The organism is Acinetobacter sp. MD2 (assembly GCF_035615575.1).
Taxonomy (GTDB): Bacteria; Pseudomonadota; Gammaproteobacteria; order Pseudomonadales; family Moraxellaceae; genus Acinetobacter.
Genome location: NZ_VTDK01000006.1, coordinates 117,282 through 141,574 on the forward strand (window position 1 = coordinate 117,282; position 24,293 = coordinate 141,574).

Annotated in this window: 23 protein-coding genes; 8 read left to right on the top strand and 15 right to left on the bottom strand. The window is 39.6% G+C overall.

Features of this window, described 5'->3' with window-relative positions; all coding sequences use genetic code 11:
* Window positions 1–38 precede the first annotated feature (38 nt).
* The 5 genes from FXN70_RS09860 to FXN70_RS09880 all read right to left on the bottom strand — a co-directional run bounded on the left by FXN70_RS09860 (window position 39) and on the right by FXN70_RS09880 (window position 5,212).
* Entirely contained in the window at window positions 39–716 is a 678-nt protein-coding gene (locus FXN70_RS09860; RefSeq protein ID WP_324647289.1) for an NADH-quinone oxidoreductase subunit B family protein, read from the bottom strand.
* Window positions 717–722: 6 nt separating this feature from the next.
* Window positions 723–1,262: an NADH-quinone oxidoreductase subunit A gene (gene ndhC, locus FXN70_RS09865; protein WP_324647290.1), complete on the bottom strand. Its 540-nt coding sequence runs from the start codon at window positions 1,260–1,262 to the stop codon at window positions 723–725.
* Between the two features lie 520 nt (window positions 1,263–1,782).
* Window positions 1,783–3,315, bottom strand: a complete 1,533-nt coding sequence (locus tag FXN70_RS09870; protein WP_324647291.1) for a DHA2 family efflux MFS transporter permease subunit — start codon at window positions 3,313–3,315, stop codon at window positions 1,783–1,785.
* Between the two features lies 1 nt (window position 3,316).
* Entirely contained in the window at window positions 3,317–4,456 is a 1,140-nt protein-coding gene (locus FXN70_RS09875; protein WP_324647292.1) for an HlyD family efflux transporter periplasmic adaptor subunit, read from the bottom strand.
* A gap of 261 nt (window positions 4,457–4,717) precedes the next feature.
* Window positions 4,718–5,212, bottom strand: a complete 495-nt coding sequence (locus FXN70_RS09880) for a thioesterase family protein (protein WP_324647293.1) — start codon at window positions 5,210–5,212, stop codon at window positions 4,718–4,720.
* 100 nt (window positions 5,213–5,312) lie between these two features.
* Here FXN70_RS09880 and hemB point away from each other — a divergent pair, with 100 nt between their 5' ends.
* Together hemB and FXN70_RS09890 are read left to right on the top strand one after the other, a co-directional pair.
* The gene (hemB, locus tag FXN70_RS09885; RefSeq protein ID WP_324647294.1) at window positions 5,313–6,326 is read left to right on the top strand and encodes a porphobilinogen synthase; all 1,014 of its coding nucleotides are present in this window, start codon (window positions 5,313–5,315) and stop codon (window positions 6,324–6,326) included.
* Window positions 6,327–6,411: 85 nt separating this feature from the next.
* Entirely contained in the window at window positions 6,412–7,530 is a 1,119-nt protein-coding gene (locus FXN70_RS09890) for an NAD(P)/FAD-dependent oxidoreductase (protein ID WP_324647295.1), read from the top strand.
* A gap of 45 nt (window positions 7,531–7,575) precedes the next feature.
* Here the strand turns inward: FXN70_RS09890 and FXN70_RS09895 are convergent, their stop codons facing one another.
* Window positions 7,576–8,037, bottom strand: coding sequence for an ABZJ_00895 family protein (locus FXN70_RS09895; RefSeq protein ID WP_324647296.1), 462 nt, complete (start codon window positions 8,035–8,037; stop codon window positions 7,576–7,578).
* Between the two features lie 670 nt (window positions 8,038–8,707).
* On the opposite strand from FXN70_RS09895, the gene FXN70_RS09900 reads away from it, so the two are divergent.
* The 3 genes from FXN70_RS09900 (at window position 8,708) to FXN70_RS09910 (ending at window position 14,006) form a co-directional block, all read left to right on the top strand.
* Complete coding sequence (locus FXN70_RS09900; RefSeq protein ID WP_324647297.1) at window positions 8,708–8,989, top strand: hypothetical protein; 282 nt, start codon at window positions 8,708–8,710, stop codon at window positions 8,987–8,989.
* 166 nt (window positions 8,990–9,155) lie between these two features.
* Window positions 9,156–10,400, top strand: a complete 1,245-nt coding sequence (locus tag FXN70_RS09905) for an exonuclease SbcCD subunit D C-terminal domain-containing protein (RefSeq protein ID WP_420714404.1) — start codon at window positions 9,156–9,158, stop codon at window positions 10,398–10,400.
* A 9-nt stretch (window positions 10,401–10,409) separates the two neighbouring features.
* Window positions 10,410–14,006 carry an AAA family ATPase gene (locus FXN70_RS09910; protein ID WP_324647298.1) on the top strand — a complete coding sequence of 1,199 codons (3,597 nt, stop codon included), beginning with the start codon at window positions 10,410–10,412 and terminating at the stop codon, window positions 14,004–14,006.
* A gap of 7 nt (window positions 14,007–14,013) precedes the next feature.
* Here FXN70_RS09910 and FXN70_RS09915 read toward each other — a convergent pair whose 3' ends face one another.
* Window positions 14,014–14,703, bottom strand: coding sequence for a YggS family pyridoxal phosphate-dependent enzyme (locus tag FXN70_RS09915; RefSeq protein ID WP_324647299.1), 690 nt, complete (start codon window positions 14,701–14,703; stop codon window positions 14,014–14,016).
* A gap of 119 nt (window positions 14,704–14,822) precedes the next feature.
* Between FXN70_RS09915 and FXN70_RS09920 the strand changes: the two genes are divergently transcribed.
* Both FXN70_RS09920 and FXN70_RS09925 read left to right on the top strand, forming a co-directional pair.
* Window positions 14,823–15,857 (top strand): type IV pilus twitching motility protein PilT, encoded by a 1,035-nt coding sequence (locus FXN70_RS09920; RefSeq protein ID WP_324647300.1) that lies wholly within the window; start codon window positions 14,823–14,825, stop codon window positions 15,855–15,857.
* A gap of 22 nt (window positions 15,858–15,879) precedes the next feature.
* Window positions 15,880–16,995: a PilT/PilU family type 4a pilus ATPase gene (locus FXN70_RS09925; RefSeq protein ID WP_324647366.1), complete on the top strand. Its 1,116-nt coding sequence runs from the start codon at window positions 15,880–15,882 to the stop codon at window positions 16,993–16,995.
* An 89-nt stretch (window positions 16,996–17,084) separates the two neighbouring features.
* Here FXN70_RS09925 and fur read toward each other — a convergent pair whose 3' ends face one another.
* The gene (gene fur, locus FXN70_RS09930) at window positions 17,085–17,522 is read right to left on the bottom strand and encodes a ferric iron uptake transcriptional regulator (RefSeq protein WP_324647301.1); all 438 of its coding nucleotides are present in this window, start codon (window positions 17,520–17,522) and stop codon (window positions 17,085–17,087) included.
* 109 nt (window positions 17,523–17,631) lie between these two features.
* Between fur and FXN70_RS09935 the strand changes: the two genes are divergently transcribed.
* Window positions 17,632–18,021, top strand: a complete 390-nt coding sequence (locus tag FXN70_RS09935; protein ID WP_324647302.1) for an outer membrane protein assembly factor BamE — start codon at window positions 17,632–17,634, stop codon at window positions 18,019–18,021.
* Window positions 18,022–18,079: 58 nt separating this feature from the next.
* Here FXN70_RS09935 and FXN70_RS09940 read toward each other — a convergent pair whose 3' ends face one another.
* From FXN70_RS09940 to dut, 7 genes are all read right to left on the bottom strand, one after another.
* Window positions 18,080–18,397 (bottom strand): RnfH family protein, encoded by a 318-nt coding sequence (locus tag FXN70_RS09940; RefSeq protein WP_324647303.1) that lies wholly within the window; start codon window positions 18,395–18,397, stop codon window positions 18,080–18,082.
* Entirely contained in the window at window positions 18,397–19,479 is a 1,083-nt protein-coding gene (locus FXN70_RS09945; RefSeq protein ID WP_324647367.1) for a hypothetical protein, read from the bottom strand. Before FXN70_RS09945 ends, FXN70_RS09940 begins: the two co-directional genes overlap by 1 nt.
* A 139-nt stretch (window positions 19,480–19,618) precedes the next feature.
* Window positions 19,619–20,074: a bacteriohemerythrin gene (locus FXN70_RS09950; RefSeq protein ID WP_324647304.1), complete on the bottom strand. Its 456-nt coding sequence runs from the start codon at window positions 20,072–20,074 to the stop codon at window positions 19,619–19,621.
* 238 nt (window positions 20,075–20,312) lie between these two features.
* Window positions 20,313–21,161 (bottom strand): class II glutamine amidotransferase, encoded by an 849-nt coding sequence (locus tag FXN70_RS09955; protein WP_324647305.1) that lies wholly within the window; start codon window positions 21,159–21,161, stop codon window positions 20,313–20,315.
* Between the two features lie 183 nt (window positions 21,162–21,344).
* Window positions 21,345–22,250 carry an acetylglutamate kinase gene (gene argB / locus FXN70_RS09960; RefSeq protein ID WP_324647306.1) on the bottom strand — a complete coding sequence of 302 codons (906 nt, stop codon included), beginning with the start codon at window positions 22,248–22,250 and terminating at the stop codon, window positions 21,345–21,347.
* 10 nt (window positions 22,251–22,260) lie between these two features.
* Window positions 22,261–23,682 (bottom strand): phosphomannomutase/phosphoglucomutase, encoded by a 1,422-nt coding sequence (locus FXN70_RS09965; protein WP_324647307.1) that lies wholly within the window; start codon window positions 23,680–23,682, stop codon window positions 22,261–22,263.
* Window positions 23,683–23,827: 145 nt separating this feature from the next.
* Entirely contained in the window at window positions 23,828–24,280 is a 453-nt protein-coding gene (gene dut, locus FXN70_RS09970; RefSeq protein WP_324647308.1) for a dUTP diphosphatase, read from the bottom strand.
* Window positions 24,281–24,293 lie beyond the last annotated feature (13 nt).

Consider the following 24,293-nt stretch of genomic DNA (forward strand, 5'->3'; position numbering starts at 1 on the left):
TCCGCCCATGATTGGCGGAACACAATCCTTCGCTTAGATTATTCGATCTCATCCATAGAGCGTAAGTTTTTCACTGCGATACGTTCGGCATTTTTGCGGTCACGTTCTGGCATCATCTTTGGCTTATATACTGGCTTAAGATCATCACCAATCACAGCAGAAAGCGGTCTGCGCTCAAGTTGAATTTGGTCTTGTAACAACATTAACGCTTGAATTAAAGCTTCTGGACGTGGTGGACACCCCGGAACGTATACATCGACAGGGATAATTTTATCCACGCCTTGTACCACCGAATAAATGTCGTACATACCGCCAGAATTGGCACATGCACCCATAGAAATGACCCATTTCGGTTCAAGCATTTGTTCATACAAACGCTGAATAACTGGTGCCATTTTTACAAAGCAAGTTCCAGCAACAATCATTAAATCTGCCTGACGCGGTGAAGCTCGAATCACTTCTGCGCCAAAGCGTGACAAGTCATGTACGCCAGTTAAAGTCGTTGCATATTCAACATAGCAACATGATGTACCAAAGTTAAACGGCCAAACGGAGTTTTTACGACCCCAGTTGACAACGTTATGCATCACATCTTCCAATCGAGTCATGAATACGTTTTTATTCACTTCTTCCTGAAGAGGGTCATTAACGATTTGTCGTTCTTGTAACGGATATTGATCCGCCTCTGGATTAGCACGGGTAAGTGTATATTTCATCCCGTATTACTCCTTGTTGTCAGCCATGACTGTGGTTTTTTTTACGCGAGATTGGGCAGGAATGTTTCCTGTTGGGTCACATACCAATTCTTCAATTGAATTGAATCGAGTGATTTCAGCAATATCCATATTTGGCGAGCCAATTTTTGGTAATGTTCCTGCTGCCTTACGGCGATCGTATGGTGACCAAGTTAAAGCACCAACAGATAAGGCATAAACTAAACCAATTAAGAGTTCGACCACAAATACAGTTACGGTTGCATAACCGAACCAGCCCACTTCACGAACCGAAGTCGACCAAGCATATAGATAAAGTGCTTCCACATCGAAAACAACAAAAAAGATTGCAACAAGATAGAATTTTGCAGACAAGCGAATACGCGCCCCGCCTGCACCGACAACGCCGGATTCAAACTGTTCTTGTTTAGCACGTCCCCATGACTTACCACCAAGGAGTAATGGTACTGTAAGCATAAAGACACAAAGGAATGTAACGCCGATCACGAAGGCAATAATTGCCCAATCGTATGGAGTAATGGCACTCATGCGGGGAAAACTCCTGGCAGGCCTATTTTAACTGAATGTATGTATTGGCCTAAAAATACACCAAACATAAAATTAAACAGGCTAATTGTACCCGATTTCTAATTTCCATAGCTAGTTGTACACAGCATATGCAGAGAGGATTTTTGATTATTTTTAAAACTAAAATACAAATAAACTATGCTATAGCTTTGATAGATACTACTTATCGTTTTATACAATAGTGAAAAACTTAAACCACTTTTTTTTCAATTAGGATAGGTTTTTTATTGTTATATACCAATTCTTTTCTAAAACGCAATGCTGTTTCGCTTCATTTTTTCACAAGCATTAAAAATATTAACACTCCAATTAAAAAACAAAATATGAACGAATCTTATTTACTGATTTTTTTAAATTAGTTTTCTACACCTCATCACACTCTTTTAACCATTAACAAAATACACCTTTCATTCAGCATACAATATGCTTCTTTTCATATGTGCTGTACAAAAAAAGCCACATACAAGATGTGGCTTTTAAATTAATGGACGGCATGCCCTGCGGCGGCATTTTTCTTCGGTTTAGGGCTCAGCCAAATAATCAGCGCCCCAAAAATAAAAATCAAACTAAAAATCAAAAATACATGATTGACCGACATAGTTAACGCTTCTTTATCAACTAAATTCGCAATTGTTCCTAATGCTTCACCACTGCTAAAACCATTTTGGGTTAAAGCTTGCTCGGTCGTTGTCGCATGTAAATTTGAAACCAGCTCACTACGTGAAATTTTAGAATGATCACTCCAAATCGTCACTGCCAAAGACGTACCAATTGCGCCTGCCATTGTCCGCATGAAATTCATTAAGCCCGCAGCAGATGCAATTTCCTGTGGCAACACCGAGCCTAAGGCAATATTTGACAATGGAATAAAGAAAAATGGCACAGCAAAACCCTGTAAAATCTGCGGCCATGCCAATGCCATAAAATCAGCTTCGTTATTCCAAAAGGCACGCATTAAGGTCACAACAGCCATTAGTAAAAAACCAAATGACGCCAAAATACGCTCGTCCATTTTAGTGGCAAGCTTAGCGACAATAGGTGACATGGTTAAACTACCCAAGCCCATAGTTGCGGTTAAATAGCCTGCCCATGTTGCGGTATAACCCATATTGGTTTGTAGCCATTGTGGAATAATCACAATACTGCCAAAGAATGCAGCAAAACCAAAGGCCAATGTCATCACCGATACCGTAAACCCACGATGCCGAAATACACGAACATCCACCACAGGATGCCGTTCGGTATATTCCCAAATTAAAAAGATAATGAATCCAAGTCCCGCAGTAATTCCAAGCCCCAAAACAAAGCTGTTATTAAACCAGTCTCGATCATGCCCTAAATCTAGCATGAGCTGTAATGCACCAATCCAAAGTACCAGCAGTCCAAGTCCCACACTATCAATTTTGATTTGCTGCGTTGGTGTTTCCACTGGTTTTAATAAACGAATCGCAGCTAACGTACAAATAATCCCAACTGGAATATTAATAAAGAAAATCCAATGCCAAGAAAGATTATCACTGATCCAGCCACCTAAAATCGGCCCTAAAATTGGCCCAACTACAGTGGTCATCGCCCACAAACCCATGGCCTGTGCATGTTTTTCTGGTGGGAAAATCCGCATTAATAATGCTTGACTGATAGGCATGAGTGGCCCGCCAAACAAGCCCTGACCAATTCGACAAAACACCAACATTTCCAAACTGGTGGACAATCCACAAAGCAAAGAAAAAATGGTAAAGCCAATCAGTGACATTACAAATACACGTACTGTCCCAAAACGCCCTGCAAGCCAACCTGTTAAGGGCACGCAAATCGCTTCAGCAACCGCATAAGAGGTAATAACCCATGTACCTTGCGAAGTTGAAATTGCCAAATTCCCACTAATATGCGTTACAGAAACGTTGGCAATAGTAGTATCAAGTACCACCATAAAGTTAGACAGGGCAATAACGAAGGCCGCTAGCAGTAAGCGACCACCCGAAAGCTCAGCAAAAGGAGTGCCTTTATTGGTCATATTAATTCTTCGAATTTAGTTCAACTTCAGCATTCATAGACAGCCCAACACGTAAAGGATGTTGCGCAAGTTCTTTTGGATCAAGCGCAATACGCACAGGTAACCGCTGTACGACTTTAATCCAGTTACCTGTGGCATTTTGAGCAGGAATTAAAGCAAATGCAGCACCTGTACCACCCGAAAAACCAACCACAGTGCCATGAAACACCACTTTGCTACCATAAAGGTCTGAGGTTAATGTGGCTTTTTGCCCAACTTTTACTTTAGCCAATTGACTCTCTTTAAAGTTAGCATCCACATATAATTCAGAAATTGGCACAATCCGCATAACCACTGAACCTGGTGCAATACGCTGTCCAATCTGAATATTCCGGCTCGCAATCACACCATCTACAGGTGCACGAATAATCGTACGCTCTAGATCTAATTGAGCTTGCTGTACTTGTGCTTCGGCTGCTAAAACATCTGGTGTTGAATTTTCATTCGCACCCAAAATTAAAGCATTATTCGCGGCTAAGTTGCTTTGCGCTGCCTTTCGGTTCGATTGCGCTTGTGCTAAACCTGCTTTGGCAACATCCAAAGCGGCACGTGCAGTTTGAGCTGTCGCTTGTGCTGTGCTTAATTCCTCTTTTGAAATTGCACCGCTAGCCGCTAAAGTATTACGGCGTTGTAAGTCTTGATTGGCTTTATTAAAGTCAGCCTGTGCTTTGGCGACTTGTGCTTGCGCACTACTAATTGCATCGGAACTGACTAAAATTTGAGAGTCTAATGAGCTACTGTTAGCAGACGTTTGTTTATATTGACGCTTTGCTTTAGCCAGTGATGCTTCAGCTTGTGCCAAGGCAATTTTGGCGTCACGATTATCAATCTCAACCAGAATATCACCTTTATGCACTTGTTGGGTATCTTGCACCGACACTTTGGCAACTTGCCCTGTCACCATAGAGGTGATTTGAGCGGTATCTGCACCCACATACGCATTGTCGGTTTCTTCTTTACCACCTAAGAAAAACGACCAAATGGCATATAAAATAGCGGCAATCAATAAAATAATAAAAAAGAAAGAAAATAATTTCTTTCTTTTTTGTTTTAAATTTTGATCTTCTTGAGGCGATGTTTGGCTAGTTTGAACATCAGTCATACATGTTCCTAAATGTTTTAGATCTTTAAAAAAGCAAATTTTGGCCGTGTCATCACAGCAATGCTTCTCGTTTGCTTTTTATCTGATACAAGATAAGCGAATAATGCGCTAAACATCACATGTTAGCCGTAAAAATACAAGATTGTTTTTTTTCTCATTTTATGAGCAAAGCAGCCATTTTTTTAAAATAAAGATTAAAAAACAATTTCCTAATATCAAAATGTAAAATATCAGCCAAATTATTTTTTATTGGATTAACAATTAATAGGCATAAGATGCTATCGCAGTTGCGATTAAAAATTGCTGATCATTGTATAAATTCATACGCATGGTGCAGCTTTTCTTGCCCATTCTTAACGTTTCAGCTTGTGCAATAAAAAATGTGCCTTTTCCTGCAATCAAATAATCAATCCGTAAATCTAAGGTCGCTAAACGGGAAATTTTGTGCATAACTTCTTTATATTGTTCTGATGATGCATGTTGGTACAGTTCAGCCATCGCATGAATCCCACCAATACTATCAAGCAAAGTTGCCGCAACCCCGCCGTGTAAAATTTGGTACGCAACATTGCCGACCAAAAATGGCTGCATCTCAATTTTTGCTTCAATTTTTCCATTCACCACCTGCATCGACATTGCATTATGTGCAAAAAAAGGCGATTGATTAAAAACAGCACATAATTGTTCTAACACCTTGGGCAAATGATGTGGCTCATCTAACACTAACTGCCCTGTCCATTCAGAAAATTTCTGCATGCTCATTCCTTAAGCTCCGATTCAAATACATTTTTTTGTGCAAATTACCAGTGAGAGGTCTACAATACCCCCAAGTTTAATACTGAACATCGAGATTGTTATGACTTATACGTTCAATCGTCCGGCATTTCCTGCGACTCGCATGCGCCGTATCCGTAGAAATGATCAACTTCGCACGATGGTAAGTGAAACTCATCTAACAGCAGATCACCTCATTTACCCTGTGTTTGTCTTGCCAGGGCAAAATCAAGCACAAGACATTCCAAGTATGCCAAACGTACAACGTTTATCGGCAGATCTGCTGCTTAAAAAAGCGGAAAACTTATTAGCACTTGGGGTTTCAAAACTCGCACTTTTTCCAGTGACCCCACAAGAAGATAAAAGCCTGACAGCAGAAGCAGCTTGGCGTGAAGATGGTATTGTTCAAGAAACCTGTCGTTTACTTAAAAAAGAATTGCCAGATATGGTGCTCATCACCGATGGCGCTTTAGATCCATACACCACGCATGGTCAAGATGGATTAATTAATGATACAGGCTACGTTTTAAATGATGAAACAGTTGAATGCTTAGTCAAACAAGCTTTAAGCCATGCCGAAGCAGGTGCAGATGTCATTGCACCAAGTGATATGATGGATGGTCGGATTGGCGCTATTCGCCAAGCACTTGAAGCGCAAGGACATATTAATACTAGCATTATGGCGTATTCAGCCAAATATGCTTCGAGCTTTTATGGGCCATTTCGTGATGCGGTCGGCTCAGCAAGCAATTTAAAAGGTGGCAATAAATACACCTACCAAATGGATGTGGGCAACCGTGCCGAAGCACTACATGAAATTGCACTCGATTTACAAGAAGGTGCAGACATGGTGATTGTGAAGCCAGGCATGCCCTACTTAGATGTGGTACGTGAAGTTAAAGACACTTTTGGCGTTCCAACCTTTATTTATCAGGTGAGTGGTGAATATGCCATGTTGGCAGGTGCAATCCAAAATGGTTGGTTGTCTGAAAGCGTTATCTTAGAGTCACTAATGTGCTGCCGCCGTGCGGGTGCAGATGGCATTTGGACTTACTTTGCCGAACAAGCCGCACAAAAACTCAAAGAAATGAAGTAACAATGCTCCCTGAGGATGACATCCATGTGCCATCCTCAGTCACTCACCAAATTCCATCACACAGTCTAAATTGGGTTTAGATGTTATGCATATTGCCATCATCGGTGCGGGAATCAGTGGTTTACTGAGTGCGCTAGAACTGATTGAATACGGTTGTCAGGTCAGTATTTATGATCAGCAGCAAGCAGGACAAGCCGCCTCATGGGCAGGTGGTGGCATTCTTTCTCCCATGTATCCATGGCGTTACCCACAAGCTGTAAATCAACTCGCCCAACATGGCAAATCCATGTATCAACAATGGAATAAAAAACTCAAACCCATCACACATATTGATTTTGAAATTCACAACACAGGTATGCTCATTTTTGATGAAACTGATTTTGAAGTTGGAAAAAAATATGCAGAACAATTTCAAGACCCCATGCAAATATGCCAACACCTCACACAACATCAAATCTCAACAATTAATCCTCAAGTTTCTGCTCAATTTTCCCAAGCGTTATATTTTCCACAGTTAGCCAATGTTCGAAATCCACGGCTTTTACAGTCTGTCGTCAGCTATCTTAAGCAACATCCTCTCGTCAGTTTTTTTGAACATCGCCCGATTGTAAAATTACAAATTCAACAGCCACACGTGCAATATGCTCTAGACCAATCGGGGAATAAAATTCAAGCCGATCACTTTGTAATTGCATCAGGCGCATGGAGTCAGCATTGGGAATCTCAGCTCAAACTCTCGCTTCCTGTTCGACCTGTTCACGGACAAATGGCTTTATTTAAAACACCACCCAATTGGTTGCCCACCATGTGTATGAATGAAGTGATGTATCTCATTCCACGCCAAGATGGACATATCGTTTGTGGCTCAAGCATGAATGATTATGGTTTTGATCAAAGTACAAAAACAGACATTCATACCAATATCGTTGCAGCCGCCACCAACATGATTCCAGAACTTAATCAATTTCCAATACTCAAACAATGGGCAGGACTCAGACCAAGTTCCCCAACAGGCGTACCCTACATTGGTCAAGTGCCAAAACTAAATAATTTATGGATGAATATCGGACATTTTCGTAATGGATTATGTATGGGCCCTGCATCAGCACAATTATTACGCCAACTGCTACTCAAGCAGACACCCTTTGTTGACCCTTTGGCATATACACCGCAACGCTTAAAGTCACTTGAAAAGTGCGTATAAGCATTCAAGTGTTGTAGTTTTTAATCTAAATTTTTACAGCATTATTTATTCAATTTCATTTTCTTCATGCATACGATGTACCATACGGCGTGCAAGTTTTCCATAAAACCATAAGGTCACCAAATATAAAGGAATACCAAAAAACAAGAACAAACCTAACGTCGAAAAGAAAAATTTTGGGTGCTGCACATAGGCCATTAAATGCGCGTATACTTGTTCATCAGTTTTCGAGTTCCAAACCAATTCAACAAAAAAAACGAGAAAACTATAACTCCAAAAAATAGCCAAGAATCCCCAAGTGAATTTGTATTTTTCAGAAGAGGTTGGTGCTCGTCTTTCCTTTTTAAGAAAATGTAACAATACGGCAATCATGGCAATTAAATATGGAAATGCCGTTAAAAAACCAGCTCTTCCATGAGGAATAATTAACCCCATTAAACTAATTAAACTACTGGTGATAAAACTAATCAGTAAAAACCAGCCAAAATATGGACGTAATGAGGTCATAGCCCAACCCATTTTCTAAATAGTAAAGTATGTTTTATCTTACCTTGAATCAGCACAAATGGAATATACAATTTTTCAGATTCAACATTACTCTATAAAAAACCAACAAGCATTTGTTTTTACTTAAAATTTAAAATTTAATTAAAATTTTTTCATTTTATTGTCAACCTTTTCTAACTATATAGCGTTATAAAAGCATAAGGTCAGTAGCAACCGAAGCCTTTTGTTCGGCATCCACAAAAACTTCGGTGACCTTCACGTTAGAGCAATAGACGTAATTCCTCGGGTATCCGATAAAAACAACCCGTTGTATGATGTTCTTAGACCAACGATTTTCTCACTCGAATCGTTGGTCTTTCTTTTTGACTATAAGATTGAGACAAGCTAAAACAACATCATGCATTGATATATTCAAAGAATACATAGAGCTACTATTTTAAAATACTGTTACATAAACTGGCTTTTATTCTAAATAATCAAAACCCATAGAAAAATATAAAGTCTTATTTGTTAAAATCTTTTTAAATTAAAACACAGATTATTAAAACTGGCTTAATGCTACTTATCTATAGATTTCACTCTAGCAGTTACAATAAAGTCTTCATAAAAAATCCATAACTTAGACGCATGATAGCAACATCAAAGTTACAACCCAAAAGAGTAAAATCACATGAAAAAATTATTATCTACCCTTATTCTTGGCTTATCTGCAACTGCTTTTGCGGCAACAGCAATGGCAGCACCAACAGCAGAAAAACAACCAGCTCCTGAAAAACATCACATTGCACCAAAACCTACTGAACACCACCAAGTCGCTCAACAACATAAACCTGCACCACAAAAACATGCTGTAAAACACGATGTAAAAAAACCACATCAAGTGAAAAAACATGCAAAAAAACCGCTTCCACCAAAACATCAACCTGAACATATTGCACCGAAAAAAGCATAATTTTCGGTAAAATTGAACAGCCATATCGCATAGATATGGCTGTTTTTTTATGTGGGATGCTGCCCATTCAAACGACAAATACTGACCTGTATTTGACAATCGATATAAAAACTCATCGCCAGTTGTGCTACCTTATCCTAGACTCAAAATAGGAATAGCATGCTTCATGACCGTTCATTTTCTTCACACTTCAGATTGGCATTTAGGACAATTTTTTTACAACCATTCTCGCCATTATGAACATGAACAATTTTTAGCATGGCTATTGACAAAAATTCAGCAAAAGCAACCACATGCTCTACTCATTGCGGGCGATATTTTTGATGTCATTAATCCAAGTTCACAGGCACAAAAACAACTTTATCAATTTCTTGCCGATGCACATGCATTAGCGCCAGAGATGCAAACTTTAATGATTGCAGGCAATCATGATTCAGGCTATCGGATTGAACAAGTCGAGCCTTTATTAGAAAAATATAATGCCAAAGCAGTTGGTGTAGTGCGTTGGAATCAAGACAAAAGCCTTAATTTAGATCGGCTCATTTTACCCATTTACGATGCAGCCCAAAATGTAATTGCATGGTGTATTGCACTGCCTTTTTTACGTTCGGCAGAAATTACTGGATTTAATGAACAAACAAGCAACAGCCAAAGTGCCATTCACTACTTACATGAGCAACTGATTGCCGAAGCCAAACGCCGTAAAACGCCTGATCAAGCCCTAATTTTAATTTCACATGCACATATGCAAGGTGGTGAAACATCAGACTCTGAACGCCCAATTATTATTGGTAATGAAGAAGCACTGTCGACCTCGTTATTTGATGATGCAATTGATTATGTTGCACTTGGACATTTGCATAAACCACAAAAAGTACAGCATCCACACATTCGTTATAGTGGCTCGCCTATTCCTCTTTCGTTTAGCGAAATTAACTATAAGCATCAAGTGGTTGACGTGACAATCAATCCAACAAAAAATAGCTTTGAATTTACTGCGCTCGAAATTCCCCGTACAGTCCAACTACATAAAATTAAAGGCGAATTAAATGAGGTTATGCAGCAATTAAAAAATTTGCCAAATTGCGAAATTGATTCGATTGATCAGCGTGAATATGTCGATATTGAATATCACACCTTAACCCCACCTCAGCTTAATTTAAGACAACAATTTGAAGATGCTTTGCCACCAAATCGTTATCGTTTAGTGCGTATTTCTCGGCAATATCTCGCATCGTTAGATACAGCTCATCATGCAGAAAATATGGCATTAGAACCGCCCACACCTGAAAAATTATTTCAACAAATTTGGACACAAAAAGGCTATAACAACGATGATACAGTCACTCAAGACTTTTTAAGTTTAGTCGCAGAAGCACAAAAACAACTTGAAGATGAACACACGCACTAAAGGTTTGCCATGAAAATTTTATCGATTCGACTTAAAAATCTGGCATCTTTGGCAGGTGAACATTGTATTGATTTTGAAGCTGAGCCTTTGGCAAATGCAGGTTTGGTGGCGATTGTCGGCAAAACAGGTGCCGGTAAATCGACCATTTTAGATGCGATGTGCCTTGCCCTATTTAATAAAATGCCAAGGCTAAAAGGAAGTGATGGTAAGCTTACAGATGTCGATGGCTCAGAACTTCTAACCAACTCACCACTGACCGTATTGCGTCGTGGTACAGCGCATGGTTTCGCTGAACTGTGTTTTATCGCACAAGATCAAAAACGCTATGTGGCACGTTGGGAAATAAAACGTGCCAATAAAAATGCCAATGGTAAATTGCAAAGCATACAACGTAGTTTAAAATGTTTAACTGATGGTGTCGTGATTGCCGATAAACCTAAAGCCGTTGAACAGCATATTCAACACATCACCCAACTGAGTTTTGAGCAATTTACACGTGCAGTTTTGTTGGCACAGTCGGAAGTCACGGCTTTTTTAAAAGCACGAGACAATGAACGAGGTGAACTATTAGAGTACCTTACCAATTCGGCAATTTTTGCCAAAATTGGACAATTAGCATTTGAAAAGACCAAAGAAATGACCTTACAACGCAAGCAAATTGAAAGTGTTTTAGGGCATATTGAGTTATTGTCTGATGAAGAATTACAGCAATTAGGTGAGAGTTTTGCACAAGAACAACATAAATATCAACAACTTGAAGAAAAAAAACAACAACTGCAACTAACACACCAATGGTTTGAACGTAAGCAAAAACTTGAACATGATATTCAACTTAAACAACAACAACAGCTTGAACAACGTAAGATTTATGATGATTTAGGTACAGATCAACAATTATTAGCACAGTTAGAAATTTTTGCTGAAATTCGCCCGCAAGTATTTCAACAGCAACAATTACTCAAAATACAGCAACAACTTGAACCAAAGTTAAACCAACAACAAACGCTTTTTGATGCGTTAAAACAAAATTTTGACCAAGAAACACAGCAGTACAATCAAGCTGAGCAAGCATTGCAACAACTACAAACATTCAGACAACAACATCACACTGAACTTAAACAAGTGGCAAAATATGTGCAAGATCGTGACTATATCGCCACACAATACAAGCAAACTAAGCAAAAAATTCAACAGCTTGAAGAACAGCTGCAACCTATTTTAATTGAGCAACAACAACTTGCACATCAAGCCCAACAACTTAGCCAGCAACACAAAAACAGCCAGTTTCAACTTGAACAAAGCAATGCATTTTCAAGTTTAGACCCTGCTTTACACCTACATTTACAGCAACTACAACAGTTTATTGAAAGCTATCAGCACATCGAAAATCGTATTGGGGATATTGCGCAGGCTGAACATACGCTACACCAAGACCAGTCACAACTAGACGATTTAACACAGCAGTTTGGTGACTTACCCCAATTACATGCAAAAATTGAACAGCAACAACGCTTAAATGAGCAACAACGGAATCGACAGTATCAGTTTGAAAAACTACAACAACAGTGGCTTGATTGTCTCGGCTTAGCGCAAGAGATTGAAAACATCCAAATTCAGCAACAACAGACATTTGAAGCTGAAACAATCTTATTGGCACAAACGAAAAATAGCGAACAAGACTACTTAAAAGCCAAGCAAGCCAGCGCACAATTACAACAATTTTTACAGCAACAACGTTTATTGCACAGTGAAAATATCACGCAATTACGAGACAATTTACAGGAAAATCAACCTTGTTTGGTGTGTGGCAGCACTTCACATCCTTATCGTGATGATACAAATGCGCTGTCTGAAAGCTTGCATATACTACAACAACAGCAAGAAAATCAAGCCATTCAAGCAGAACAACAGCAATTTGAAACATGGCAAAATTTGCAGCAACAATTGACCCAATTACAAGCAAAATTGGCCCAGTTAACAACAACACTCACACAACAACAGGAGAAATATCAGCACCAACAAACTCAATTAACAGATGCCTTGCATGCTGTTGATTTAACCTTAGATTTTAATCAAAACATCAATCAGTTCAACATACAATTACAACAACAGACTGAGCAAAATATTCAGCTTAAACAACAAACTGAAGATCATTTAAAACTGCTACAACACGCACAAATGCAGCAACTCAAACTGCAAAAAAACATCCAAGACATCACGCAGCAATTACACAGTTTACAACAGCGAAAACAGCAACTTGAACCAATTCTAATGTGTTTAAATACCGATGAACAGCAACACTGGAATAACACACGTTTAAAAACTGCACAGCAGTTACTGGTTTGTTTACAAACACGTATGCAACTCTTGCAACACGATGAATTAACGTCAAAACAAATTGAACAAAATCAACAACAGCAACAACTAATTCAAGCAACGCTGCAACATATTAAGCAACAACTCACCGAGTTAAACCACCACCTAACTGAAGTTGAACAAACAGGCAAACAAAATAGTGAGCATGCAGCACAACTCATTCAACACATGACAGGATTAATTGGGCAAAAAGCCAACGAATGGCTGATTGCACATGAACAGCAACATCAATACTTACAGCAACAATATCAACAAATTAAAACTACCTTTGAACAAGCTCGGCAACATTTTGAACAGCAACGCAATGACTTAGAACAAGTTAAGACCAAGCTGCAAGACACGCAAGCCACACTACACCAAATCCAAACAGAAATTGATGCATGGTCGGTACAGCATTCTCAAATTTCACCCTCTGAATTTCTAACCTTATTGGCTGTTTCGACCCAACAACAGCAACAAATTCGCCAACAATTACAGCAAGTTGAGCGCACACTCAACGATATAATCGCTTCGCTCAATACCTTACAAGCACAGCATAACGAACATTTACACACGCAACCTGAAATCGATTTTTCGGCGCTACAACAACACATCCAAACGACCCAAACCGCTTGGCAACACTGTAGCGAACAACGTGATCACTACAAGCTTAAACTCGAATTACATCAGCAAAATTTAGCCAAGCAACAACAGTTTTCCGAGCAGATTCAAACCATTCAGGTGCAGGAACATCGCTGGAGTAAGATTTCAGGATTATTAGGTGATAAGGAAGGTAAAAAATTCCGTGATTACGCCCAACAATATAATTTGGATATTTTGCTCGAATATGCCAACCAACAATTGGCTTTGTTGTCACAGCGTTACACACTCAAGCGTTTAGACAATTCCTTAAGCCTTGCGATTATTGACCACGATATGGATGGTGAAATCCGTTCGGTTGCATCACTTTCAGGCGGAGAGTCATTTCTGACCGCGCTTGCTATTTCATTGGCAATTGCAAATATGGCATCGGGTTCAATGAAAATTGAGTCTTTATTTATTGATGAAGGTTTTGGAACGCTCGATGCATCATCTTTACATATGGTCATGAATGCGCTTGATCAACTACAAAGCCAAGGACGCAAAGTTGTGTTAATTTCACACATTCAAGAAATGCACGAACGTATTCCTGTGCAAATTCAAGTGCAACCACTTGGCTCAGGTTCAAGTAGAATTGAAGTGGTTGGATAGTTGCACATTAAGTTTGCGAATAATCTCGTGCTCCAAACAAGGCCGTACCAATCCGAACCATGGTTGAACCCGCAGCAATCGCAGCATCTAAATCGCTCGACATACCCATACTTAGCGTATCCCAATCATCAGGATGCGCATGTTGTGCTTTAACTTGCTCAAATAACGTTTTTGCATCACTAAACGCTTGAGTATGATTAGGTGCAGGAATCACCATTAGCCCACGTAAACGTAAATTTGGCAGTTGACTGATTTTCGCAACCAATTCAGCCACCTCAGCAGGCTGACAACCATCTTTGCTCTCTTGCCCATCAATATTCACTTGCAAGCAAATATTTAACGGCGCGTGTGTACTTAAACGCTGTGCAGATAAGCGCTCCGCAATAATAAACCGATCTACCCCATGCACCCATGCAAACTTTTCCGCCAAATGCTTGGTTTTATTGCGCTGTACATGCCCAATAAAATGCCACTCAATTTCAAGGTCTTGTAAGCTTTCAATTTTATCCAATGCTTCTTGTAAATAATTTTCACCAAAAGCATGTTGCCCCAAAGTATACATTTCGCGTAATGCGGTACTTGGATGGGTTTTCGACACTGCCAACAACTGGACATCATTCAAATTACGCTGCCCTTTTTCACACGCATTTTGAATTTGTTGTAATACAGTTTGATATGCCTGTTGAAACGAATTCATAAAATCAATCACTCTTCACAATTTTTTCACTTTTCACAGTGAAGTTTTGGTTTGATGTTCGTAAAATCGGTTATTATTTTACAAAAATAACGACATGAATGCATGTACTTGGGGAAACAATGGATATTACAGAACTATTGGCCTTTTCGGCTAAAAATGGGGCATCAGACTTACATTTATCCGCAGGTCTGCCACCAATGATTCGTATTGATGGTGAAGTCCGCAGAATTAATTTACCTGCGCTTGAACATAAAGAAGTCCACCGACTCATTTATGAAATTATGAATGATAAACAACGTCGTGATTATGAAGAAAAATTAGAAACCGATTTTTCATTTGAAGTCCCTAATTTAGCGCGGTTTCGTGTCAATGCATTTAATCAAAATCGTGGTGCAGGTGCTGTTTTTCGTACCATTCCTTCAAAAATTTTAAGCATGGAAGATTTGGGTCTCGGCAATATTTTTAAACAGATTTGTGATTTCCCACGCGGTATCGTTTTAGTGACTGGCCCAACAGGTTCGGGTAAATCCACTACCCTTGCTGCGATGCTCGACTATATCAACGATAATCGTTATGACCATATCTTAACCGTTGAAGACCCAATTGAATTTGTGCATCAATCTAAAAAATGCTTGATTAATCAGCGTGAAGTGCATCGTGACACTCATGGCTTTAATGAAGCACTCCGCTCTGCTTTGCGTGAAGACCCCGATATTATTTTGGTGGGTGAGATGCGTGACTTAGAAACCATTCGCTTAGCACTGACTGCGGCTGAAACGGGTCACTTAGTTTTTGGTACACTACATACCACATCTGCCGCAAAAACCATTGACCGTGTGGTGGATGTATTCCCTGCCGAAGAAAAAGACATGGTACGTGCCATGTTATCAGAATCATTACAGGCGGTTATTTCACAAACCCTGCTCAAGAAAAATGGTGGTGGCCGTGTTGCAGCCCATGAAATCATGCTCGGTGTGCCCGCTATTCGTAACCTGATTCGTGAAAACAAAATTGCTCAAATGTATTCAGCGATTCAAACAGGTGCAGCTCAAGGCATGATTACACTCGACCAAAGCCTGAAAAATTTAGTTTCTAAAGGCACGATTTCAGCAGAAGTTGCACGTACTGCAGCAAAAACCCCTGAAGCGTTCTAATTAGAGGCAAGTCAAAATGGCAATGGATTTTAATGATTTACTCAATTTAATGAGTGAGAAAAAAGCCTCAGATTTGTTTATTACTGCGGGCGTTGAGCCTTCAATGAAAATGAATGGAGAGCTTCTTCCTGTTTCAAGTAGTAAATTGACAGGTGAAATTATTCAACACCTGATTCATTCAATTATGAATGATAAACAGCGTGAAGAATTCCAACAAACACGTGAATGTAACTTTGCGATTACCAACCGTGAACAAGACAAACGTTTTCGTGTAAGTGCATTTTATCAACGCGACTTACCAGGTATGGTACTGCGTCGTATTGAACATAAAATTCCCACAGCAGATGAGCTAAGACTTCCCCAAGTACTCAAAGATTTGGTGATGTCTAAACGTGGAATTCTCATTTTTGTCGGTGCAACAGGAACAGGTAAATCGACCTCTTTAGCCGCATTACTTAGCCATCGTAACCATACTTCTCGTGGTCATATTATTACCATTGAAGACCCCATTGAGTTTATTCATCAACATGCAGGGTGTATTATTACCCAACGTGAGGTCGGAATTGATACCGATTCCTTTGAGGTTGCACTCAAAAACACCTTACGCCAAGCACCCGATGTCATCTTAATTGGTGAAATTCGCACCAAAGAAGTGATGGACTATGCAATTGCCTTTGCCGAAACAGGACATTTGGTTTTAGCAACATTGCATGCCAACAATGCCAACCAAGCGGTTGAACGAATTGTCCACTTTTTTGAAAATGAACGCCATGATCAAATCCACATGGATTTATCCCTAAATTTACGTGGTATTGTGGCACAGCAACTTGTTCCAACGCCTGACGGTAAATCTCGCCGCGCAGCGATTGAAATTTTAATTAATAGCCCACTCGCATCAGACTTGATTCGCAAAGGTGAAATTACCGAACTTAAAGCCCTAATGACACGCTCGCGCGAATTGGGCATGCAAACCTTTGACCAAGCGTTATTTGATTTACATCAATCTGGACAAATTAGTTATAAAGACGCTTTACGCCATGCAGATTCACCAAATGACTTGCGTCTTAAAATCAAGTTATCTGGAGGTGGTGAAGAATCCAATGAGGTACGCCCACACATGACCATTGATAGCGAATAATAAGCGCAGATCCATTGAAAGAGATTGAACTTTTGAATAAATAAAAAGGCGTTTTAAAAAACGCCTTTTTATTGTTATTTTATGTAGACTTATTTCTTACGAAATGCATCCTGACATTCTTGTTCAGCACAATAGCCATATAAATTTAAAGCATGCCCAGTTAAAGCAAAACCAAATTTTTCAGCCACTTGATGTTGCTCTTGCTCAATAATATCATTTGTAAATTCAATCACTTTGTTACAGTTTTGACAAACAAGATGATCATGATGATCTTCTTGCATGATCTCAAAAACTGAATGGTTGTTTTCAAAATGATGACGTTGAATAATGCCTGCTGCTTCAAATTGTGTTAATACACGGTATACAGTCGCTAAACCGACATCTTCACCTTGATCGAGTAATGTTTTATAAATATCTTCAGCACTCAAGTGATGCTGTTTTGAGTTTTCAAGTAGTTCCAATATTTTAATTCTTGGAAGGGTTACTTTAAGTCCAGCTTTACGTAAATCTTGGTTTGAAATTGGCATTAAAAAGTCTCTCAACAATTTTTAAATTGGAATATGCAACAGAGTTTAGATGCAGTATGATCTATGCCTAGATTAAATGCATCATAATTGATTTGGATAGTGTAGCAAAATGCAAAAAATAATGTTGACGAGCTTACTCGTCAGTACCTTGCTCGCAGGTTGTGTATATAAAATCGATATCCCTCAAGGGACGCCTTTAACCAAAGCACAAGCTTCACAAGTACAAACTGGTATGAATTACCAACAAGTGCGTTTTTTACTTGGCAGCCCAACCATTGCAGATCCTGTGAATCCTGAACGTTGGGATTATATCTACAACTACATTCCAGGAACTTATGCCAAAAAGGCAAAAATTCCTGCGGCACACGGACAGCATTTAAGAATCTATTTCGATAGTACAGGTGTTGTGACCAAAATTGAAGGCTTAGATAGCATTCCAAATGCTCAACCAGGTTTACCACCTTCAAAAGATGCCATTTTGACTGCACCGTCATTATAAGCGCATCTTAAAACAGACAACAATGATAATCCCAATCAAATGATTGGGATTATTTTTATCAGATTGATCGTTTTAAGCGATGACTGCTTTGATAACGTCCGACTGGATTTTTTTCTGCGCGATTACGCCGAATATCCTTTGGATTAATGATAAGAGGTAAATAAATCTCCACCCGATCGCCGACGTTTAATACCTGTTCAGCACTTTCAATTTTCACCCCCCAAATGCCCAAACTCAAAGGTTCAGGCAATTGGGTTTGTTGGCTTAAACCACTTTGGGCAATTGCATCTGCGGCAGTCATCCCCGTTTGAAATGCAACTTTTAAATGAAATTGCTGCTGTTGCGTTGCATAGGCGACCCATACATATTGCTGCATTAAAGCTGCCCCATCACAATGGCAACCATTGCAGTAAGAATAGCGATAGGCAATACAATCCGAATCGCTATACGCCATATATTGTAAATTGCTTCATTCGAGAAGCTCAATGCTTTACGCAAATGACTAATTTTCATGATCCAACCAACAAACACCGCATAAATCAAGCAAATACTTAAACCCCATAACATGAGCATAAGATTAAACAAATTCAGCATTGCAGGTGTTGCCCAAATGAGCAAAGGCAGTAACAAAATAAGCCATTGTACTGTGATTACGACTTGACGCTGCTGTAACTGTTCACGCGCAAGCTGTAATAATAATGCCGCAGCAGCAATTGCACTGACTAAAACACCAAGTGCAGGAATCTGACTTTGTACCGCAAAGAATCCAAATGCCACAACTGCCAATAATTGTGCAATCCAAATTGGCAATTGAATTGCAGAAATACCTTCTGCTTGTTTTAGTTCAGACAAACTACTTTGTGAATAAACCCCAATACCTAAACCACTTGCAACAAGTGCCAATACCGTTGCATTGCCCCACTCATTAAATGAAAGCGGCGTAACATGCCATTCATGTAGCTGTAATGGAAAGAGGTGACTTAAGATTAAAGAGGCAACAACACCAAGCAACAACACCACAGTCAGCCACATACGTGGAATAAAAGAGCCGACAATGCTAAGCACCGCAAAAATAGCAACCGCAATCGCGTCTAGACCCAGAGTTATACCATTACTGCTCACTGTATGCTCAGCATTCGCTAAAATTGCACCTGCTAAAAATGGCATGAAGCCAACAGCAAGCCAACCGACCAAACGCCAACGTGGTGAAGCATCGGCATCACGTGTCAGGCTCATCATCGCATTTAATGCTGTTGTCTTCGCACGGCGTACCAAAGCAATTTCTAAATAGCCAAGCGGCAAGGCAAGCACGAGTAAACTCAACAGCCATAATGCCCAAAAATTCAGTTGGCGATCAAACTGAATATTTAAGCTTGGTGCAAGCGTCACCACCAACATAAAAGATAAACAAAACGCCATCAGCGGCGACAACCATCGTGACATAGGTCTGTCCTGTATCCGAAGCTTAAGAATGATGCGCTATTTTGCCTTTGTCACTCGTGAAAATCAAAGTTTAGTCAAAAAAAAGAATCATTGCCTAGGCAATGATTTTGAGCGCAAATATATCGTTATTCTTTTTTCTTGTTGTTATCTTTTATTATGAGAAAAAACGTGCAAACCAATTCTTGCCTTTTTTCTTTTCATTTTCTCGAATAATGCCTTGCATATTGTCTTTTACAGCGCCGACATAATCTGCATCATCATGATGAATATGGTTAATTAACCATTTGGTCAAGACCTGATGTAATTCTTCTTCAATATGGTGTCCCATTAAAAATTGGTCACGATAGCTTTCAATTTTCTTAATAAACAAGTCATGTACACGTTTGTGTGGTACACGATATTTATACCCAGCTTCTTCTTGTAAACTTTCTTCAAAGGTAAAATGGGACTGGGTATAATCAATAATATTATCTAAAACTTCTTTAATTTTAATTTTATCGTGCGTTAAACGTACATCTTCAATCGCATTAATATAATCTAAAATCCGTTTATGTTGATCATCGATGACATCAATTCCAGTATTGTATTCTGCACGCCAATTCAATTTCATTGCTGAATCATTCCCCCATAAGTTAAAGCAAATCATATACGAGTCATCAGCAACAAAAAATCAAGCGGGCTAGTCGGGATTAGATCAAAAATACATAAGACACTAATAAATAATAATAAATTATTTTAACACAACTAAAAGAGTCAAGTATTTTTTAACCAACCCTTAATTTTTTTGACCACTTGTTTAAAATATTAAATAAAAAAGAGCGCCTATAGCGCCCTATTGATTTTATAATTTAATAAATATCAGCTTGGGTAACACGGCGTAAGGAAGGATCAAGTGCTTCTCGTTTTAAACGCTCAACTTCAGTCTGAGCTTGATAAACATCTTGACCATCTTGAAATACAATCAATTGCCCAGGCTTAAAGGCTGTCCACACTTCATTTTGCGTCAATGGCTCAGTCGTAATGACTGCAACTCGGTCATGTGGTGTTGTGACGACACTAAAATCCACTTCAACATCTAAGTCTATTAATTGTGCAGGTTTAAATGGATAACCACGAACTAGCCAATGCAATTTGGTGGTGGCATAACTAAATAAAGCCTGACCATTGGATAAACAAAAATTAAAAGTGCCATGCTCTGCAATGCTTGGCGCAATTTTTTCAAGCACTTGAGCAATTTCTAAAATAGACGGTGCTTTATAACCAAAATGCTTTACCAATTGGTCAAGTAAATAACAAAATGCATATTCACTGTCGGTATTACCCACAGGGGTAAATTGTCCGGTCAATTCAGGCGTAAAACCATGCAAATCGCCATTATGCGCAAATACCCAATGTCGACCCCACAATTCACGCACAAAAGGATGTGAGTTCTCTAAGGTAATTTTACCTTGTGTCGCTTTACGAATATGGGCAATGACATTACGTGATTTGATTGGATAATTACGAACAAAATCAGCCAAAGGTGACTCAATTGCCGATTGATTATCGACAAATAAACGACATGATTTATCTTCAAAAAAAGCAATTCCAAAGCCATCACAGTGGTCTGATGTAACACCTGCACGCTGTGAGAACCCTCGAAAAGAGAAGGTAATATCGGTGGGTGTTGCACAGTTCATTCCAAGCAATTGGCACATTGGTGATACTTCTTTTGATGAAGGATTTAAACGAAGATTGAATGTAATCGATCTCTAAATCAGAGGCAAATGGCTTTTTCCACTGTCTTTAGCAGAAAAAAAGATAATAGAGAGAAAAATATCTTTACCACAACCAATCAGACTTAAAACACGCTTACATGAAGCAAGCGTGTTGATTTTTTCTTAATGCGCGTGCTTATTGCGGTTGGTAATGAGCGTTCCGACACCGTGGTCGGTAAAGATTTCAAGTAAGGTGGCATGTGGCACACGACCATCAACAATATGTGCGCTGACCACACCACCTTTGACTGCATCTAACGCGCAACTGACTTTTGGAATCATTCCACCATAAATCACGCCTGTTTCAATCAAACGATCAACTTCTTGGGTGCTTAAACCCGTTAAAAGCTGTTTGTTTTCATCCAATACACCTGAAATATTGGTCAGTAAAATCAGTTTTTCTGCACCTAAAGCTTCAGCGACTTTGCCTGCCACTAAATCAGCATTAATATTATAAGTATTGCCCTCTTCATCTACACCTAAAGGTGCAATGACAGGAATAAAGTCGCCTTGGGTAAACATTTCAAGTACGTCGGTTTTTACCCCAACCACTTCGCCCACCATGCCTAAATCAATGTGCTGGACTTCACCCGTTTCACTTTGCTTTTCCATCAACAATTTACGCGCACGCAATAAATTACCATCTTTACCAGTTAAACCAATAGCACGACCACCATGTTGGTTAATCAGATTGACAATCGATTTATTCACGCTACCACCTAGCACCATTTCAACCACTTCCATGGTTGCTTGGTCAGTCACACGCATGCCATCAATACGGTCAGATTCTTGACCAAGGCGTTTAAGTAATGAGTCGACCTGTGGCCCCCCGCCATGCACTACAATCGGGTTTAAGCCCACTGTTTTAAGCAAAACAATATCGCGTGCAAATGAGCTTTCAAGCTCAGGATCAGTCATGGCATTTCCACCATATTTAACCACCAATGTTTTACCCGAAAAGCGTTGAATATAGGGCAACGCTTCTGTGAGAACTTGTGCTTTATCTAAACCTTGGTGTTGAAATGGCATGTGCCTCTCCTTAGTGTGCCTGACGAATTTCTGTGGCAATCTCTGGATATTGTAAAGTAAAAATTTGTGCAAAGTCTTGGCGAATTTGCGCTAAACGTGCGGGCGTATCGGCATCAAAACGAACCGTTAGATATTCACCCGTATTCGATGCGCGAATAATGCCAAAGCCATCTTTAAAATCAAGTCGAATCCCATCAATTTTGCTTAAGCTCGCTTGCAAATGTTGGCAATTTTGCTCAATCAAGCTTAATAAGGCACGTGATGGATAGTGATGGGTCGAAATATAACAGTCTTGTGTTGAATAGCGCTGCGGAATTTGCTGCATAAATGCCGAAAAAGACTGCGATTGTTCAGAAACAAATTCAATCACGCGTAACGCTGCATATAGGCCATCATCATAGCCACGCCCACGCCCGTCATTAAACACATAATGCCCAGCATATTCACCGCCAAAAATTGCTTTTTTTGATTGAGCAATGTATTGACGCAAAAAAGTGCTGCCTGTACGAATCATGGTGGCAATACCATGATGCTGTTCCACCCACTCACGCACCTGACTTGAACATTTCACATCAAAGACAATTTCATGCTCAGGCTGTTGCTGCAAACACATTTGAGCGAACAAACACAATAAACGATCGGCACGAATGATTTGTCCTGTTTCATCTACCATCACCACACGGTCTCCATCACCATCTAAAGCAAAACCGAGATCGGCCTGCGTGGAAAGTACCTGTTGCTGTAACGTGTTTAGATGCATATCTTGCGATGGATCTGGTGCATGTTCAGGAAAATTTCCATTAGCTTCACAGCGCAGTGCAGTCATTTTGCAGCCCAAACGGGTAAGAATTTCAATGGCATATTGCCCTGCCGAACCATGTAAACCATCGACTACAATATGCAAAGGTCGTTTAATTTGAATATCTTGCTGTAAATAATTTAAATAGTGCTGACTGAAATGAGTTTGAACATGATCCGTTATTTGTGGTCGTGCTAAATCGGTATTGAATGACGGTACCTGTTTCGCGTCACGTGCAACTGCCTGTATTTGCTCAGGAGAAGGTGGCATACCTTGGCAGAGCCATTTCACACCATTGTCAGTTTTAGGATTATGACTTGCTGTGATCATAATCCCATTTCCTGCGGTTTGCGCGGCACAAAAATACATCATTGGGGTTGAACAACAGCCCAACTCAACCACCTCAATTCCTTGCTGCGCTAATATAGTGGCACAAATTACAGCATAGCTTGGGCTAGTTAAACGCGCGTCATAACCTAAAACCACTTGCTTAACATGATGACTTAAATATAAACGTGACAAAGCTGTAGCAATTGCCGCTACAACAGTTGGGCTAAAATCATTTAAGTTGCCCCGAATGTCATAAGCACGAAAAATATGTGCGGGAAAATTTGTATTGTCCAATCCAGTCATGTACTTGTTTCAGCCTTATCATGAACAAATTGTGTGGACAATCACAAATTTTGTAAATACGACCTGCGCTATATTTTGTAAGAATCAGACCTTTTAGATGCAAAAAAAGGCACAAATTGTGCCTTTTTCACTTAATTTACAATTTTTATTGCTTGCCTGTATGACCAAACCCACCTGCACCACGTTCAGTTGCCGCAAATTCAGTCACCTGTTCAAATTCTGCTTGTACCACAGGCACTAAAACATATTGTGCCAAGCGCTCACCCGGCTCTAGGCTAAATGCTTGTTGGCTACGGTTCCACACCGAAACCATCAATTCACCTTGATAATCTGAATCGATTAAACCAACCAAGTTACCTAAAACAATACCGTGTTTATGACCTAAACCTGAACGAGGCAAAATAAGTCCTGCAAAATTAACATCTTCAATGTAAATCGCTAAGCCTGTTTTTACCAATACAGTTTGACCCGGCTCAATTTGAATAGCTTCATCTAAACACGCCCGTAGGTCTAAACCTGCTGAACCTGAGGTTGCATAGGTCGGTAATGGCCATTCTTGACCTAAACGTGCATCTAAAACTTTCACTTGAACTTTCATAAGTTTTCCTTCA

Coding starts and splice junctions, on each gene's coding strand:
- FXN70_RS09935 (WP_324647302.1), top strand. CDS start 17,632: ATGCAAAAAATAATGTTGACGAGCTTACTCGTCAGTACCTTGCTCGCA.
- FXN70_RS09890 (WP_324647295.1), top strand. CDS start 6,412: ATGCATATTGCCATCATCGGTGCGGGAATCAGTGGTTTACTGAGTGCG.
- FXN70_RS09925 (WP_324647366.1), top strand. CDS start 15,880: ATGGATTTTAATGATTTACTCAATTTAATGAGTGAGAAAAAAGCCTCA.
- dut (WP_324647308.1), bottom strand. CDS start 24,280: ATGAAAGTTCAAGTGAAAGTTTTAGATGCACGTTTAGGTCAAGAATGG.
- FXN70_RS09860 (WP_324647289.1), bottom strand. CDS start 716: ATGAAATATACACTTACCCGTGCTAATCCAGAGGCGGATCAATATCCG.
- hemB (WP_324647294.1), top strand. CDS start 5,313: ATGACTTATACGTTCAATCGTCCGGCATTTCCTGCGACTCGCATGCGC.
- fur (WP_324647301.1), bottom strand. CDS start 17,522: ATGCCAATTTCAAACCAAGATTTACGTAAAGCTGGACTTAAAGTAACC.
- FXN70_RS09965 (WP_324647307.1), bottom strand. CDS start 23,682: ATGACTGGATTGGACAATACAAATTTTCCCGCACATATTTTTCGTGCT.
- FXN70_RS09910 (WP_324647298.1), top strand. CDS start 10,410: ATGAAAATTTTATCGATTCGACTTAAAAATCTGGCATCTTTGGCAGGT.
- argB (WP_324647306.1), bottom strand. CDS start 22,250: ATGCCATTTCAACACCAAGGTTTAGATAAAGCACAAGTTCTCACAGAA.
- FXN70_RS09915 (WP_324647299.1), bottom strand. CDS start 14,703: ATGAATTCGTTTCAACAGGCATATCAAACTGTATTACAACAAATTCAA.
- FXN70_RS09900 (WP_324647297.1), top strand. CDS start 8,708: ATGAAAAAATTATTATCTACCCTTATTCTTGGCTTATCTGCAACTGCT.
- ndhC (WP_324647290.1), bottom strand. CDS start 1,262: ATGAGTGCCATTACTCCATACGATTGGGCAATTATTGCCTTCGTGATC.
- FXN70_RS09895 (WP_324647296.1), bottom strand. CDS start 8,037: ATGACCTCATTACGTCCATATTTTGGCTGGTTTTTACTGATTAGTTTT.
- FXN70_RS09920 (WP_324647300.1), top strand. CDS start 14,823: ATGGATATTACAGAACTATTGGCCTTTTCGGCTAAAAATGGGGCATCA.
- FXN70_RS09880 (WP_324647293.1), bottom strand. CDS start 5,212: ATGCAGAAATTTTCTGAATGGACAGGGCAGTTAGTGTTAGATGAGCCA.
- FXN70_RS09955 (WP_324647305.1), bottom strand. CDS start 21,161: ATGTGCCAATTGCTTGGAATGAACTGTGCAACACCCACCGATATTACC.
- FXN70_RS09875 (WP_324647292.1), bottom strand. CDS start 4,456: ATGACTGATGTTCAAACTAGCCAAACATCGCCTCAAGAAGATCAAAAT.
- FXN70_RS09870 (WP_324647291.1), bottom strand. CDS start 3,315: ATGACCAATAAAGGCACTCCTTTTGCTGAGCTTTCGGGTGGTCGCTTA.
- FXN70_RS09905 (WP_420714404.1), top strand. CDS start 9,156: ATGACCGTTCATTTTCTTCACACTTCAGATTGGCATTTAGGACAATTT.
- FXN70_RS09950 (WP_324647304.1), bottom strand. CDS start 20,074: ATGAAATTGAATTGGCGTGCAGAATACAATACTGGAATTGATGTCATC.
- FXN70_RS09940 (WP_324647303.1), bottom strand. CDS start 18,397: ATGCAGCAATATGTATGGGTCGCCTATGCAACGCAACAGCAGCAATTT.